Origin of the sequence: Balnearium lithotrophicum (assembly GCF_900182585.1) — a bacterium.
Taxonomy (GTDB): Bacteria; Aquificota; Aquificia; order Desulfurobacteriales; family Desulfurobacteriaceae; genus Balnearium; species Balnearium lithotrophicum.
On the sequence record NZ_FXTM01000006.1, the window covers coordinates 44,385 to 58,785 of the forward strand.

The 14,401-nt window shown below is 41.7% G+C and carries 13 protein-coding genes; 3 read left to right on the forward strand and 10 right to left on the reverse strand.

The window, feature by feature from the left end:
- Position 1 precedes the first annotated feature (1 nt).
- Positions 2–2,059 carry a TonB-dependent receptor gene (locus tag FN732_RS03245; protein ID WP_185954224.1) on the reverse strand — a complete coding sequence of 686 codons (2,058 nt, stop codon included), beginning with the start codon at positions 2,057–2,059 and terminating at the stop codon, positions 2–4.
- A 139-nt stretch (positions 2,060–2,198) separates the two neighbouring features.
- Between FN732_RS03245 and FN732_RS03250 the strand changes: the two genes are divergently transcribed.
- Entirely contained in the window at positions 2,199–2,948 is a 750-nt protein-coding gene (locus FN732_RS03250; protein ID WP_142934665.1) for a pseudouridine synthase, read from the forward strand.
- A 245-nt stretch (positions 2,949–3,193) separates the two neighbouring features.
- Here FN732_RS03250 and typA read toward each other — a convergent pair whose 3' ends face one another.
- A complete protein-coding gene (gene typA, locus FN732_RS03255) occupies positions 3,194–4,999 on the reverse strand; it encodes a translational GTPase TypA (RefSeq protein WP_142934667.1) in 1,806 nt (601 codons plus the stop codon).
- 68 nt (positions 5,000–5,067) lie between these two features.
- On the opposite strand from typA, the gene rlmB reads away from it, so the two are divergent.
- Together rlmB and FN732_RS03265 are read left to right on the forward strand one after the other, a co-directional pair.
- The gene (gene rlmB, locus FN732_RS03260; protein WP_142934669.1) at positions 5,068–5,787 is read left to right on the forward strand and encodes a 23S rRNA (guanosine(2251)-2'-O)-methyltransferase RlmB; all 720 of its coding nucleotides are present in this window, start codon (positions 5,068–5,070) and stop codon (positions 5,785–5,787) included.
- Between the two features lie 50 nt (positions 5,788–5,837).
- Positions 5,838–6,134, forward strand: a complete 297-nt coding sequence (locus tag FN732_RS03265; protein WP_142934671.1) for a NifB/NifX family molybdenum-iron cluster-binding protein — start codon at positions 5,838–5,840, stop codon at positions 6,132–6,134.
- Here FN732_RS03265 and FN732_RS03270 read toward each other — a convergent pair.
- The 8 genes from FN732_RS03270 to mutL form a co-directional block, all read right to left on the reverse strand.
- Entirely contained in the window at positions 6,117–6,989 is an 873-nt protein-coding gene (locus FN732_RS03270) for a P-loop NTPase (RefSeq protein WP_142934673.1), read from the reverse strand. The genes FN732_RS03265 and FN732_RS03270 overlap by 18 nt on opposite strands.
- The gene (locus FN732_RS03275; RefSeq protein ID WP_142934675.1) at positions 6,980–7,834 is read right to left on the reverse strand and encodes a nucleotide-binding protein; all 855 of its coding nucleotides are present in this window, start codon (positions 7,832–7,834) and stop codon (positions 6,980–6,982) included. Before FN732_RS03275 ends, FN732_RS03270 begins: the two co-directional genes overlap by 10 nt.
- Positions 7,831–8,154 carry a NifB/NifX family molybdenum-iron cluster-binding protein gene (locus FN732_RS03280; protein WP_142934677.1) on the reverse strand — a complete coding sequence of 108 codons (324 nt, stop codon included), beginning with the start codon at positions 8,152–8,154 and terminating at the stop codon, positions 7,831–7,833. The genes FN732_RS03275 and FN732_RS03280 overlap by 4 nt, the downstream gene beginning before the upstream one ends.
- Before the next feature lie 76 nt (positions 8,155–8,230).
- Positions 8,231–9,412, reverse strand: coding sequence for a bifunctional phosphopantothenoylcysteine decarboxylase/phosphopantothenate--cysteine ligase CoaBC (gene coaBC, locus FN732_RS03285; RefSeq protein ID WP_142934679.1), 1,182 nt, complete (start codon positions 9,410–9,412; stop codon positions 8,231–8,233).
- A complete protein-coding gene (locus FN732_RS03290; protein ID WP_185954225.1) occupies positions 9,409–10,728 on the reverse strand; it encodes a chloride channel protein in 1,320 nt (439 codons plus the stop codon). Before FN732_RS03290 ends, coaBC begins: the two co-directional genes overlap by 4 nt.
- Before the next feature lie 8 nt (positions 10,729–10,736).
- A complete protein-coding gene (locus tag FN732_RS03295) occupies positions 10,737–11,645 on the reverse strand; it encodes a zinc metalloprotease HtpX (RefSeq protein WP_142934683.1) in 909 nt (302 codons plus the stop codon).
- Positions 11,646–11,656: 11 nt separating this feature from the next.
- Complete coding sequence (locus tag FN732_RS03300) at positions 11,657–12,901, reverse strand: NCS2 family permease (protein ID WP_246051312.1); 1,245 nt, start codon at positions 12,899–12,901, stop codon at positions 11,657–11,659.
- An 8-nt stretch (positions 12,902–12,909) separates the two neighbouring features.
- The gene (gene mutL, locus FN732_RS03305) at positions 12,910–14,343 is read right to left on the reverse strand and encodes a DNA mismatch repair endonuclease MutL (RefSeq protein WP_142934688.1); all 1,434 of its coding nucleotides are present in this window, start codon (positions 14,341–14,343) and stop codon (positions 12,910–12,912) included.
- Positions 14,344–14,401: the final 58 nt, after the last annotated feature.

The following is a 14,401-nucleotide window of genomic DNA, read 5'->3' on the forward strand; positions in this document are numbered from 1 at the left end:
ATTAAAACTCCTTCGTTACTCTGAATGTGAAGCACCTTTCAGTGATTGGAGAATCTATCCTCTCGTAGGCTTTTCTATCAAAAATGTTTTCAACCAAAAAGTCAAATTGAAAGCCTTTAAACAGGTAGTTAACTGCAAGGTCGTAGGTTGTATAACCTCCCAAAGTATCAATTGTTTGGAGGGGAGCTCCTCCGGTTGGCCTCTTCCCAACGTAGTGAACAGAAGGAGTAATGTAGAGATTTTCAAAGGGAATAAGTGTCAAATAACCGTCAAACTTCCACTTTGGAACGTTTGGAAGCCTCTTAGAATCTGTTAACAACCTATCACCAGATTTCCTCGTATTTTCATAGGTTACAGAAAACCTTAAATTTGCAAACTCTGTTACTGCTTTTCTCCCCTCAAAGTTTAATCCATAGAGTTTTACAGAATCTACATTGTAGGTAGGAGCATGGTTTGTTGGATACTTGGCAATGTAGTCGTTAATGTAGGAATAAAATCCTTTCAATTTGAGGGAAAATCCCTTCATTTTGTACTTTGTTCCTAATTCAATACCGTAACCGGTTTCGGGCTTAAGTTTTCCAAGGGCCTCTTGCCATTTCTTCTTATCTACCTGTCCATTAACTACAAATCTTTCCTTTAAAGAAGGTGTCCCCAATATAACCTGCCTTGCCCTTGCACTTAAGCTGTAGTTACTGAGCCACCTAAAGTAGTCCATTATTGTCGGTGGAGTAAATATTGTTCCAACAGATGCATAGGAGGAAAAGGTTTCCGATGGTGAAAATGTTAGAGTTTCTGAAAGGCTGAAGTGATGTCTATCAGAACTATAACCTAACTTTTCCAACTTACCGTTTGGAAGGTGTCTGTTACTTGAACCGTAGAAGTTGAACCAATCAAACCTCACTCCCGTTGTAGAGCTAAAGGTTTCTCCTAATGGCCTCTTTAACTCCCCAAATAGGGCATACATGTTGTTGTGGACCCTGACGTACTCGTTGAGCCAGATTAATGACCCCTGTTTTAGGAAGGGAACTAAAAAGTGAACCCTTGATTTTGGCCTTCTAAATTCAAAACCTAACTTCAGTTTCCCCAGTGCAGGAATACTCTGATTCCACTTCAATTTTAAACCCGGGAAGTAAACGTTGGTGTGGTCCATGTTGTACTTTAATTTGTAGGGTAATCTTTTATAACCGTCCTTTGACTTTACGTAGTAGGTTTCAGGATAGTCCTTTCTCTCCTGTTCGTTGTAGTAAATGTTAAAGTCAAGGGACTTATAGTTTAAATTAGTGTTGTAGTAATCGTTAAAGTATTCAAAATAACTTCCCGGCTCATACTTCCACTTCTCGTAAATGTTGAACTTCATATCCTTATCGAAAGGATACTTTTCCTTCTTGTAGTTATGGAAAACCAGTGAGCTAACCTTAAGGTCGTTGAACTGAAAAGTTGGTAATAAGCTAAAGTCGTAGTTCTTTATGTGCTGATGGTCAAGCTGAGTATCGGTTTCTAAAAATCTCCCAGTGGAGATTAAACCAAAGTTCTTCGTTCCTGCATTTAATAGAAAGGACTCTTGGTGTTCGTTAAATTTACCACCTTCTACCGATATCTTTCCCCTTAATCCTTCCTTTGGCTTTTCCGTTATCAGGTTAATCACACCTCCCGATTGGTAGCCGTACTCTGCAGAGAACGGTCCTTCCACAAGCTTTACAGATTTTATATTCTCGTAAGGAATCGTATCCCATTCAAATCCCCTCGTATGGTAGGTTCCTCGGTTTGCAAGAGGAACACCGTTAATCATGATTCTGTACTTTTCATCGTCCAATCCCTTTATGAAGACCTTCTTTCCAAACTGAGAATTTTGAAAAATAACTCCGGGTGTGTCCTTAAAGAGGTCAACTACAGAAGTAACTCTCCTTATAGGATAAACTGCTCCTGCCTCTACTGTATGCTCTGTTGGACTTACCGGGGTAGCTTTAACCGTAATTGTTGGGGTGGAATCAGCCCTTGCCTGTAAGAAACTCTGAATTAGTAGGAATATGGTTGCTAAGAACAAAACTTTTTTATTCATTAACATCCTCCTAATTAAGAGTTGTTATGAAATATTTTAGAGAAAATCTTAATTAGAAGTCAACAATTGAGAAAATTAATAATTAGCTAAATAGATTCTTTCGGCTTAGCTTTTAATACACAAATTAAAGGAGGAAACTATGAGGCTGAATAAGTTTTTAGCATACGCCGGGTTTGGAGCAAGGAGAAAGGTTGAGGAGATAATCAAGCAGGGGAGAGTAGAAGTAAACAGAGAGGTTGTTACAAATCCTGCATTTGAGGTTGACCCTAAAAAGGACGTTGTTAAGGTTGATGGAGAAAGGGTCAGACTTCCTAAGAAATTTGTATACATCGTCTTTAATAAACCTCAGGGAGTTTTAACCGCAATGGAGAGAGCTCCCGGAGATAGAAGACCGATTGTTGCAGACTTTTTCAGGAAGTACCCCGTTCGCCTCTTTCCCGTGGGAAGGTTGGACTACAACACCGAAGGCCTTCTCATAATGACAAACGATGGAGAACTTGCAGATAGACTTGCCCATCCAAGGTATCACGTTCCAAAAACTTACATTGCAAAGGTTAAGGGTAGAGTTAAGCCGTCAGAAATTGACAGGATGAGGAAGGGAGCTCTCTTGGTTGACGATAAGGGAAACAGGTTTTTCATAAAACCAATCGACGTTAAACTTCTCCACCCATCAAAGACGGGTAGAAATACTTACGTTCAAATAACAATAGACCAGGGAAAAAATAGAGTTGTAAGGAGATTTTTCGATAGGTTTGACCACGGAGTTTTAAAATTAAAGAGAGTTGCAGTTGGACCGATAAAGTTGGGGGATTTACCGAAAGGTGCATACAGAGAGTTAACTCCTGAGGAAGTTAAAAAGCTCAAAAAAGCTGCTGGTTTGGAAAATTAGGTTTTTTTGGAACTTTATATCATCTGCGGGTGGGAAGACCCCCACATCAAAAGGAGGAGATGAAAGCCCGCAGGTGCGTAAGCATCATTAAGACTAATTGGGTTTGAGAGAGTAATGAAAATAAGAATCTACAGAACGGGATAGCGAAGGTATCCCTGGGGTATGTGGCGGAATGAACCCGCCACGAGGGATAAGGGTAGGGAAAAGCAGTCAAACTCCCTCAGGAGCTCCGTCCGTCAGGTAGTTCACGATACTGTTCTTTTTTGGTATCTCTTCCTATCGTTTGGGTTCAAGAATTTCTTTCTTATCCTGATTGACAGCGGAGTTACCTCTACAAGCTCATCCTCCTCAATCCACTCTAAAGCTCTCTCTAAGCTCATCTCAACTGGGGGAGCCAACTTAACATTTTCATCACTTCCTGCAGCCCTGACGTTCGTCAGCTTCTTTCCCCTAACAGGGTTAACATCGAGGTCTCCCTCCCTGTTGTGCTCGCCGATAACCATCCCCCTGTAAACCTTATCTCCAGGCTTTATAAAGAGCTTCCCTCTCTCCTGAATGTAACCGAGCGAGTAAGCAGTTGCCTCTCCGTTCTCTACAGAAACGATGGCTCCGTTCTTTCTCCTGTATGGTTTTCCACTAAACTTTCTAAAGTCGAGGAAAGAGCTTGCCATTATTCCTTCACCCTTTGTGTCTGTAAGGAACTTGCTCCGGTATCCTATAAGTCCCCTTGAAGGGATTACAAACTCAAGTCTCGTTCTTCCATCCCCACTCTTATTCATAGAAAGGAGTTCTCCCTTTCTCCTTCCAAGTTCCTCTATAACTGCTCCGGTATACTCGTCGGGAACCTCTACAACCAGGAGTTCAAAGGGCTCCAATTTCTCTCCCTCCTCCTCCTTAACAACAACTTCCGGCCTGCTTATAGAAAACTCAAAACCTTCCCTTCTCAAAGTTTCCGCCAAAATTGCTATTTGGAGTTCCCCCCTTCCCGATACTTTAAACTTTCCCTCTCCTATCTCCTCAAACTTCATGGCAACGTTGGTTCTCATTTCCTTCTGCAACCTGTTTTTAAGCTTTGTTGCAGTTACGTGCTCTCCTTCAGTTCCGGCAAGGGGAGAGTCGTTTACGCTGATGAAAACGCTTATCGTAGGCTCTTCGATGTGAAGAGGAGGAAGGGGAACGGGATTTTCAGGGGAGGCAATGGTATCGCCAATTTCAACGTCCTCAAATCCTGCAACCGCCACAATGTCACCTGCGGGAGCTCTATCCACCTCTAATCTCTCGAGCCCTTTAAACGTAAAGAGCTTCGTTATTCTTCCCTTTTGAACGTTTCCTGTTTTCTGCTCTACCAAAACAACCTCGTCTCCCCTTTTAGCCTCACCGTTAAAAATTCTTGCTATTCCTATCCTACCAACGTAGTTATCGTAATCCAGCGTGAAAATTTGCATCTGAAGCGGCTCTTCCTTTGAACCTGAAGGTGGAGGAGTGTGCTTTACTATTGTTTCAAAGAGGGGAGTTAAATCCCCATTTTTGTCCTCTAAATCATACCTTGCAAATCCCAATTTGGCAGAGGTGTAGATTACTGGAAAGTCCAACTGCTCATCTGTTGCCTCAAAACTCACAAAGAGGTCAAAAACCTCGTCAATAACTCTATCGGGCTCAGCCGCTGGCTTATCAACCTTATTTAAAACCACTATTGGCTTTAAACCCGCTTCAAGGGCTTTCTTTACAACGAACTTCGTTTGGGGCATTACCCCTTCCTGGGCATCAACTAAAAGAAGGACTCCATCAACCATCTTTAAGACCCTTTCAACTTCACCGCCAAAGTCGGCATGTCCGGGTGTATCGATTATGTTTATCTTGTAGTTCTTATAAAGAATGGCCGTATTTTTGGACAGAATTGTTATTCCCCTTTCCCTCTCAAGCTCGTTTGAATCGAGAACTCTCTCCTCAACTAACTCCTTTAAAGTTCCGCTTTGCTTTAACATCTGGTCAACTAAAGTTGTTTTACCGTGGTCAACGTGGGCAATTACTGCAACGTTTCTAATTTCCATTACATCACTCCTAATCTAAATCTAAATTAGTGTAAAGAAACTTATTCCTTATTTACTTGGGAGGAAACTTGGAGGAGCTCGTAGTTCATGGAAAGAATGCCGTTGAGGAAGCACTTAAGTCAGGAAGGGAAATTGAGAAAGTCTACCTTCAGCACGGTAAATTTTTCACTCCGGAGTTTTTGAATCTACTGAAGGAGAAAGGGATAAGGTTTCAATGGACAAAGAGGGAGCAGTTAGAAAAGCTATCGGGAACGAGGAAAAACCAGGGTATTGTAGCCATTCTATCTCCAATAAGGTACGCTGGAGAGGAGGAGCTCTTTAATGAAACATTCAGGAAAAATTCATTCTTTGTTGTTTTGGACGGTGTAACTGAGCCTCAGAACGTTGGAACAATAGCAAGAACCGTTGAATCCTTTGGAGGTGTTGGAATACTACTTCCTTCAAAGGGTTCGTCTCCTATAAATCGGGTAGTTGTTAAGGCATCATCGGGGGCAATTTTTCACTTAAAGGTTACAAGGAGCTCCAACCTCAAAGATTCCCTTGAAAGATTCATTTCAATGGGTGGGAGTGTTTACTCCGTTGAAACGGGAGGTGAGGATATAAGGAAGGTTTCATTTGAGAAACCCCTCTCTCTCATTTTAGGCTCTGAGGGGAAGGGTATCTCTGAGGAGTTACTTTCAATCAGTAAAAGGGTTCTAACAATTCCTACAGTTGGAAAGACTCCCTCATTAAACGTATCCGTATCTGCTGCTATCTCGATTTGGGAAGTCTTTAGGTCACTTGATTAATTTGTATTTTAGATTTAAATTAATTAGTAAATACTAACTCAGGAGGAGAAATGAAGGTCTTAGTACCGGTTTTAGAGAAAAAGGAAGATGCCGAGGTTTCAAAGGAGTTTGGTAGAGCTCCCTACTTTGCCGTTGTGGAGAATGAAAAGGTTGAATTTTTTGAAAATCCCGGAGCTTCCGCTTCAGGTGGAGCAGGTGTAAAGGCCGCTCAGTTTGCAGTTGATTTAGGAGTTGATAAGGTAATTATCAGAAAAAACGTAGGCCCTCACGCAGAGTCGGCACTCAAAACTGCAGGAATAGAGGTTGAAATCAAGGAAAACTTAAAAAAGTTAAACGAAGTTCTTTAAATTCCCAAAAATTTCTAACATAGAACGGGAAAATGGAGAATCGGGGAAAGTCTCCACTGGAGGCTTTCCCTTTACAATAGACTCTACAACAGACTTGTCGTAGGGTAGTTTTCCAATAACAGGAACCTCCTCACTTTCCAATTCCTTTTCTATCCTGTCAGAGAAATCTGGATTGATGTCAAACTTATTAATAATTCCTACAGCCCTTATCTTGAATTGGCTTACTATTTTAAGTAATCTTTTTGCATCGGAAAGTGAAGCATCGGTTGGTTCAACAACAACAACGGCTAAATCGCTTCCGTTTAAACTTGCTATTACGGAACAGCCGATTCCTGCCGCCGAGTCTATTAAAACAATATCTGAATTAAGCTCAGATGCCTTTTTCTTTGCCTCAAAAACGAGCTTACCGGAGTTTGGTCTTCCCGGAAGGAGCTCCGCCATAACTAAGTTGAATCCGTAACGTGTTACTCCCCACTTAACGTAACCTGGAATGGAGGGTTTAAATGAAATAACGTCCTTCTCCGGACAGACAATTGAGCAGACGTTACATCCCTCACACAGAACTTCCTCAACTTTAAAGTAGTTTTCCTCCGGATATATACACTCGTAAGGACAGTGGAGAGAACATATACCGCATCCTGTACACTTCTGCGGGTCTATTTCTGCAACTCTTTCCCCCTTTAGAGGCGTTTTTTCTTTCCACTCCTTCACGTTTAAGAGAATTTCAAGGTTTGGTGTATCTGCATCTGCATCGACTACCGTAATTTTGCTCCCCTTTGAAAATAGAAGAGAGAGTGAGGAGGTTATGGAGGATTTACCCACTCCTCCCTTTCCGCTTGCTACTGCTATCTGCATCTAACAACTCCTAAAATTTTCTCCTTAATTTGATGAAATACTTCTGCCTCAGGAAGATTCTCAGTAACTACTGGTTTTTTAAAGAAGTAACTTTTAACAATGTTCTCACTGTACGGAATTTCTCCAACAATGGGAGCTCCGTACTTTTTTGAAAGTTCCAGGATTGGTCTTTTATCTCCTACTCCACTCTTGTTAATAACAATAACGGTAGGTATTCGTAGGTGCTTTGTTATTTCGAGGGTTTTTGATAAATCCCTCGCTCCAAAGGGTGTAGGTTCTGTAACTGCAACAACGAGGTCTGAATTCTCCAAGGATTTAAATGTTGAGTTTCCAGCTCCAGCGGCGGTGTCAAAGATTAAATTCTTAAACCTTTCCATTGCAAATTTTCTCGTTTCAAGAACAACCCTGTAGGTTCTCTCCTCTCCCTCTATTAGGGAGCCAGTTACGAGGGGAAATCCGTACTTTGTTTCGTTTAAATAGATAAATCCTACCGTTTTGAAATCTTCCTCTATTGCACCATCCGCTGGACAGACAAGTTTACAGGCAGTACAGCCGGAGCAGAGCTCCTCTAAGAGAACAGGTCTATTTTCCTTTGTCATTATTATGGCGTTGTCGTTGCAGACCCTCGCACACTCTCCACATCCAGTACAGTAGGTGTGATTAAAACGTGGCTTAAAGTTCTTAACAGGAATTCCTCTGTAGAGCTCTTCGTTGAGTAGGATGTAGTCGTTTGGTGCTTCAACGTCCAAATCGACAAGAGCAAATTCTTTTAACAAAAGAGCTAAATTGGTTGAAACGGTTGACTTACCAGTTCCACCCTTACCACCAGAAACGGAAATTATCAACCGATTACCTCCTTAAGCTCTCTGACAACATCTGCAACTCTTCCATGAGCTCCTAAAACGACCTTTATTCCCCACTGGTTGAAAAAGGCCTGAGCCTTTTGTCCCATTCGAGAGGCTACTATTAAATCAACTCCCTTATTCTTCAGAAGTTCTGGAAGAGCTCCCTCTGTATGTTCTATGAGCGGATTTTCCTCAACAGTTACAGAGTAGTTTCCATTTTCATCAATATCAACATAGGCAAAGTAAGGAGTTCTTCCAAAGTGTTCACAAACCACAGAGTTTTCCTCCTCATTTGTTTCAACGGGTATTGCAACTCTCATCTCTCTCCTCCTAATTTAGGACTTACTAACTTTCAATTAATAAATTTATAACCTGTCAACTGCTAAGTCCACATTACTACAAGAGTTTAGAGATTTCTTGAAGGATTTTAAAAGCAACCTCCTCTTTAGTTCCTGAAAACGCTCTTTCCTCCCCTTTACTACTAATGAATAGTACGTCGTTCTTATCCCCTCCGAAAACACCACTTTTTACATAGTTTACAACTATAGCATCAAGGTTTTTTGTTTTTATTTTCTTTAGAGCATTTTCCTTTAAATTCTCCGTTTCTGCCGCAAATCCTACAACTATCTGCCCCTTTTTCTTGTTCTTCCCGACCAACTTTAGAATATCAGGTGTTCTCTTCAATCTTAGAATTATTTCACCCTCTCCCTTTTTTATTTTCTCCCTTGACTTCTTTAAAGGGGTGTAGTCCCCTATCGCTGCTGCTGAAATGTATACGTCTGCATCCTTAACAAGGCTTAAAACGGCATCCTTCATCTCGTTAACAGTTTCAACCTCAATTTTCTTAACTCCGTAAGGGGGTCTTAGACAGGTCTTTCCCGAAACTAAAAAAACGTCAGCTCCCATTCCCTTAGCTACTTTAGCAATTGCGTATCCCATCTTTCCACTTGATGGATTTGAGATGAACCTTACAGGGTCAATGTACTCCCTCGTTGGTCCAGCAGTTACTACAACTCTTTTTCCCCTTAGTAATTTTGGAATGAACCAGTATTCAGCACATTCGACAATATCCTCAATCTCTGCAAGCCTTCCCTTTCCCTCCTCCTTACAGGCAAGGTATCCAGATTGGGGTTCAACAATCTCCCATCCAAACTGTTTTAACTTTTTTAGGTTTTCTTGAGTTAGTGAGTTTTCGTACATCCTTACGTTCATTGCGGGGCAGATAATACCCCTTCCAAAGCACAGAGCTAAATCTGTAACAGGAGTGTCCGCAATTCCACAGGCTATTTTTGCAATCGTATTTGCAGTTGCAGGTGCTATTAAAAGAAGCTCCCCCCATTGAGAGAGGCTCGTATGTCTAATTTCTGGGGAGCTCTCTGGAACAACCTCAGAGTAAACGCTATACCCCGATAGGACCTCCAATGTAAGTTTTGACACAAATCTTTCTCCGTAGGGAGTTATGGCTACTCTAACGAGAGCTCCCCTTTTTTGGAGCTCTCTCAAAATTAAGGGAGATTTATAGGCAGCAATACTTCCCGTTATTCCCAAAACAATTCTTCTGTCCTTTAAAAAGCTCATTCACTCTTCCTTCTAATTTCCATAGGTTTTACTTTAATCTCCTGACCTAAATAGAGACTAAAGCCGAAGCTCGTTGTGTAGCTTGTAATTATTGCTGCAGTCATTGGTATAACAACGTCTGCATGGGTCATTTCTGTAATCATTACAATTGCCGCAAGTGGAGTTTTAGCTCCTGCAGCAAGAGCTGCTCCCATTCCCGCCAAAGTAAACGTAACTATCTGACTTGGAAAGAGGTGGCCAAACATGTTTCCGACTGCAGCACCTATTAGAAGGTTTGGAAGGACAAGACCGCCGGGAATTCCGAATCCCAATGTAAAACTTGTTATTATTAAAACACAAACAATAAGTAGTACATCTATCCATATGGGAAATAGGTCTTGAGCAAGTTTTGAAACTACACCCATATGGGCTGGCGTTGATAGAAAATCTGTATCGTTCGTTACTAAAAAGAGAAAAAGAAGGAATGGCAGTGAAAGGGCAGTTCCTATTACCGGTCTTTCCTTTATATCGCAAAATTTTGAAGTACACGTTGATGTATGGAAGAGAAATGTGTAAATGTAAATGATAAAACTGATTACAAGTCCCATTGCAACTATGTAAGGAATTGTCTTTAAATCCCATTCGGGAAGCTTTACCAAGTGGATAAATGCCTGTTCTCCCCTAAAAAATGAAAAGGTAAGGTAACTTACGATAGAGGCAATTATCATCGGAACAAATGGTCTATAGTCAAAGTTGTACATATCTTCAAGTTCCATTGCAAAGATAGCACTACCTAAAGGAGCTTTAAGAAGGGCTCCTGTAAAAGCCCCTCCTCCTATAAGCCCGACTAGCTGCTTGTACTTTCTTCCAAGTCCGTAGGCTTTTCCAAACCACTCTCCAACAGCTACTCCTATGAAGAAGGAGGGACCTTCCCTTCCTGCTATAAACCCTCCCGAAAGGACAAGTGTTGAAGTTAGGAATTTAAGAAGTACTGTCTTTACTCTTAAATATGCTTTTGTTTTAAGGTGAAGAATCGAGTAACCTATACCAGGCCCACCAATTACTGGGTCAATCTGAAGTGCATATCCCACTACTATAGAGACAATTAATGGATACAAAAGCACCAGAATAGAATTCTTTGTGAGAAATTCGTTTAAGTTTATTATTACAACGTCCATTAAGGAAGCAAGCGAACCTGTAACTATTCCAACGGCGAAAGCAAAGGGGATCCACCTTCCAAAGAAGATGGAAATGGAGGAGAGGTCGAAGCGGTGGGTTAGGTTTGTTTTAGCACACCCTTTGATGTACTCCTTGAAGAACTCCCACCGCCCTCTCATAAAATTTATTACTCCGCAAATCTCCAGTAAATTTCCCTAATTCTACCAAAGAGCTTCTTTGCAAGCTCTAAGAGCCTTGCTATTCTCTTTTCTGTCGGCGGGTGAGTTGAAAACAGGGCAGCTATTGCATCTCCTTTCAGCGGATTGACAATAAAGAGGTGGCTTGTTGCAGGATTTACTTCCCTCTTAACAAGTTCCTCAGGAATTCTGTGGGCGTACTCCTCAAGTTTTCTGAGGGCACTTGCAAGAGCTTCAGGCTTTCCTGAGATTATTCCTCCCGTCTCATCGGCCTTGTATTCCCTTGCCCTCGATATTGCCATCTGAATGATTGCTGCAGCTATTGGAGCTAAGATTACGAGGAGAATAAGACCTATAACTTCTGCCCAACCTCCTTCTTCATCATCGGAGCTCCTAAAAAAGAGAAACCACTGGGCCATGTTTGCAAGCATTGTTATTGCACCTGCAATTGTAGCCGCAACTGCCTGAATGAGAGTATCTCTATTCTTTATATGGGAAATTTCATGGGCAAGAACTCCCTCAAGCTCATCTTCGTTTAGGAGCTCCACAATCTTTGGTGTAACAACGACAACTCCGTGTTCGGGATTTCTACCCGTTGCAAAAGCGTTGGGAACATCCATAGGAGCAATTCCAACTTTTGGCTTTGGAATTCCTGCATTTCTTGCAAGTTTCTCAACAGTCTGGTGAAGCCAAGGAGCTTCCTCCTCATCTAAGAGCTTCACTCCATACATGGAGAGTACAATTTTGTCCGAGAAGTACCAGCTACCAAAGTTCATGATGGCAGCAAAAATCAGGGCAACTACCATTCCGGCGTTACCGCCTAAAACCTTTCCAAAGAGAAGTAGAATACCCGTTAAAAGTCCCAATAAAAGAGTGGTTTTTATGCTGTTCCAGTTCATAGATTCCTCCTTTACAGGGAGAATTTAATTAAAAAGATAAGTGTTAATAAAATTAAAACTGGATTCAAATCTTGCAATCTTCCCGTTAGGAGTTTAAGAAAAGTGTAGGTGATGAAACCTAATCCCATTCCGTCAGATATGCTGTAAGTAAGGGGAATACCTAAAAAGGTTATAAAGGCAGGAAGTGATTCGGTCAAATCCGACCATTCCACTTTTCTGAGAGGTTCTATCATAAAGTAGCCAACGTAGATAAGGACTGGAGATGTAGCAAAGACAGGAACAATAGAGATTAAGGGGTAGAAGATTAAAGACGTTAGGAAGAGTAGTGATACGATTACAGCAGTTAAACCGGTTCTTCCTCCTGCTGCAATACCACTTGCGCTTTCAACATAGGTGGTTACGGTAGATGTTCCTAAGAGAGCTCCAACGGTTGTTCCAACGGCATCGCTGGTTAGGGCTCTTCCCAATTTTTCATCACTTAGTGGTATACCCATTCTGACGGAAAGGGCTGAGAGAGTTCCCACAGTGTCAAAAACGTCAACCAACAGAAAAGCAACTATGACAGGGACTATCGAGTATGAAAATATGTGGGAGAAGTCAAGTTGAAGGGCTGCAGTGGGTTTTGGGATTCCAAAAACTGATTCCGGTTTATGAACAAGTCCAAAGGGAACTGCCAGAAGAACGGCAAAAACAATTCCCAACAGAAGGCTTCCCTTCACCCTTTTCCTCTCTAAAACTCCTATGAAAATAACAGTTATCAACGTTATTAGGGCAGGAGGGGAAGAGATGTCTCCCAACTTTACAAGGGTTTCCTTTGAGCTCTCAACTATTCCAGCATTCTTGAGACCTATAAATGCTATAAATACCCCGATTCCTGAGGAGATACCGTATGCAAGTGACTTTGGGAGAGCTCTAAATATTGCCCTTCTTGCTCCAAAAAGAGCCATTATTAGAAAGATGATTCCTTCGAAAAAGACGGCAGTCAGGGCAGTCTTCCAGCTTACCCCCATTTGTCCACACACCGTGTAGGCGAAGTAGGCGTTCAATCCCATTCCGGGAGCAAGTGCAAATGGAAGGCCAGCATAAACTCCCATCAAAAGAGTAGCGATAAATGAGGATACTGCAGTTGCAAATATGGCTCCATTCTTTGGAACTCCAGCGTCAGAGAGAATTGCCGGATTTACAACGAGTATGTAGGCCATTGTAAAAAAGGTTGTAAAACCGGCGATTATCTCTCTCTTTATCTCCTCCCTCAAAATTTCCTCTAAAGCTTTAGTTTCCTCCCCAACTGGGAGTATACCTTCTGTTTTTTCATTTTATAGTATATCGGCCTTCCGTGGGGACAGAATTCCCTATCCTTACATAGAAGGTATCTATTAAAGAGCTCCTCCATTTCCTCCAAATTAACTATTCTGTACCCGGATTTAACGGCCCTCCTACAGGCAACAGCTGCAACAGTTTCAGGGGATGAATTTTTTAAATTGAGGATATCCTCAATAGATAGAATTTCTGGAATTTCATAAACAAGTAGCCTCTCTCCATTCTCCTCAAAACCGATTCCCAAATCCTTGAGTTTTTCTAAAAGCCCCTTGTCCAAATCAAGAGGTTTTGAGAGAGAGACTTTTCTTACTTCTCCCTTTCTCAATTTCTCAAGGAGCTCCTCGTAGTTAACCCTCTCGTGAATTAGGTGGAGGTCAAAAAAGTAGTAGTTCTCTGCATCGTGGGCTATTAGAACTGTCCCGTCAGAGCCGATAATTTTGATTGGAGACCTGTACTCTATCTCCCTTTCCTCCCTTACAACGTGGAACTTTGGGAGTTTAATCTGAACCGACAGGAGCTCCTCCAACTCCTTCAAGTACTCATCGCTCTCTATGAGAACTCTCTCCTTAGTCGGTGTAACGTTCGGGTCAACCAAATCTGGGGGAACCTCTATAAAGAGGATGAAACTCTTAATTCCCAAATCCAAAAGTAACTTTTCAGCCTGTGGGAGCCCCACAGGTCTCCTGTTTACAAAAACTTGCTTTATTCCCTTTTTCTCCCTATTAAAGAAAACCTTTACAAGTTTACCCTCCACCTTTAGAAAATCCCAACTCTTTCCAAAGACCTGAAGGACTCTCTCTTCAAGGGATGATGCAGGGAGGAACTTATCGTTTATTCTAAATGTAACGTTGGGATTGGCCAGGGCGTAAATTCTTGAAAGGTTTTCTAAAGAGCTTTTCCCTTTCCTTCCAACAGACTTTCTCCTAACAGGAGTGTTGAAAAAGAGCTCCCTAATCTCAACGGTTGTCCCCTTCCTGTAGGGAATTGGAGAGTACTCTTCAACCCTTCCACCCCTTACGACCAACTTTCCACCTATCTGACCACTTGGGGAACTCTTTATCGTTAAAAACGATACCTGAGAAATTGCATAGAGTGCCTCTCCTCTGAAACCGTAGGTTCTTAAACGATTTAAATCACTGAATTCCGAGATTTTACTCGTTGTAAACCTTTCAACCGTGAGGGGGAGCTCCCTGTAGTCAATTCCTACTCCGTCGTCGGAAACGGAAAAGGAAAAAGGACTATCAATAACAACTCTTATCTCCCTTGGAGCCGAATCAACAGCGTTCTCGATGAGCTCTTTAAGGACAGCTTTAGGAGACGATGCTATCTGTCCCGAGGAAATCCTTCTAACCGTTTCCTGACTTAATCTTTTAATCATCCCTAACTTCCATGTATAGAAAATTTTTTATACAATAGGAGAAATCTATAAAAAGAAG

Excerpts from the sequence above, each read along its gene's own strand:
- FN732_RS03245 (WP_185954224.1), bottom strand. The coding sequence starts at position 2,059 with ATGAATAAAAAAGTTTTGTTCTTAGCAACCATATTCCTACTAATTCAG.
- FN732_RS03250 (WP_142934665.1), top strand. The coding sequence starts at position 2,199 with ATGAGGCTGAATAAGTTTTTAGCATACGCCGGGTTTGGAGCAAGGAGA.
- typA (WP_142934667.1), bottom strand. The coding sequence starts at position 4,999 with ATGGAAATTAGAAACGTTGCAGTAATTGCCCACGTTGACCACGGTAAA.
- FN732_RS03265 (WP_142934671.1), top strand. The coding sequence starts at position 5,838 with ATGAAGGTCTTAGTACCGGTTTTAGAGAAAAAGGAAGATGCCGAGGTT.
- FN732_RS03270 (WP_142934673.1), bottom strand. The coding sequence starts at position 6,989 with ATGCAGATAGCAGTAGCAAGCGGAAAGGGAGGAGTGGGTAAATCCTCC.
- FN732_RS03280 (WP_142934677.1), bottom strand. The coding sequence starts at position 8,154 with ATGAGAGTTGCAATACCCGTTGAAACAAATGAGGAGGAAAACTCTGTG.
- coaBC (WP_142934679.1), bottom strand. The coding sequence starts at position 9,412 with ATGAGCTTTTTAAAGGACAGAAGAATTGTTTTGGGAATAACGGGAAGT.
- FN732_RS03290 (WP_185954225.1), bottom strand. The coding sequence starts at position 10,728 with ATGAGAGGGCGGTGGGAGTTCTTCAAGGAGTACATCAAAGGGTGTGCT.
- FN732_RS03295 (WP_142934683.1), bottom strand. The coding sequence starts at position 11,645 with ATGAACTGGAACAGCATAAAAACCACTCTTTTATTGGGACTTTTAACG.
- mutL (WP_142934688.1), bottom strand. The coding sequence starts at position 14,343 with ATGATTAAAAGATTAAGTCAGGAAACGGTTAGAAGGATTTCCTCGGGA.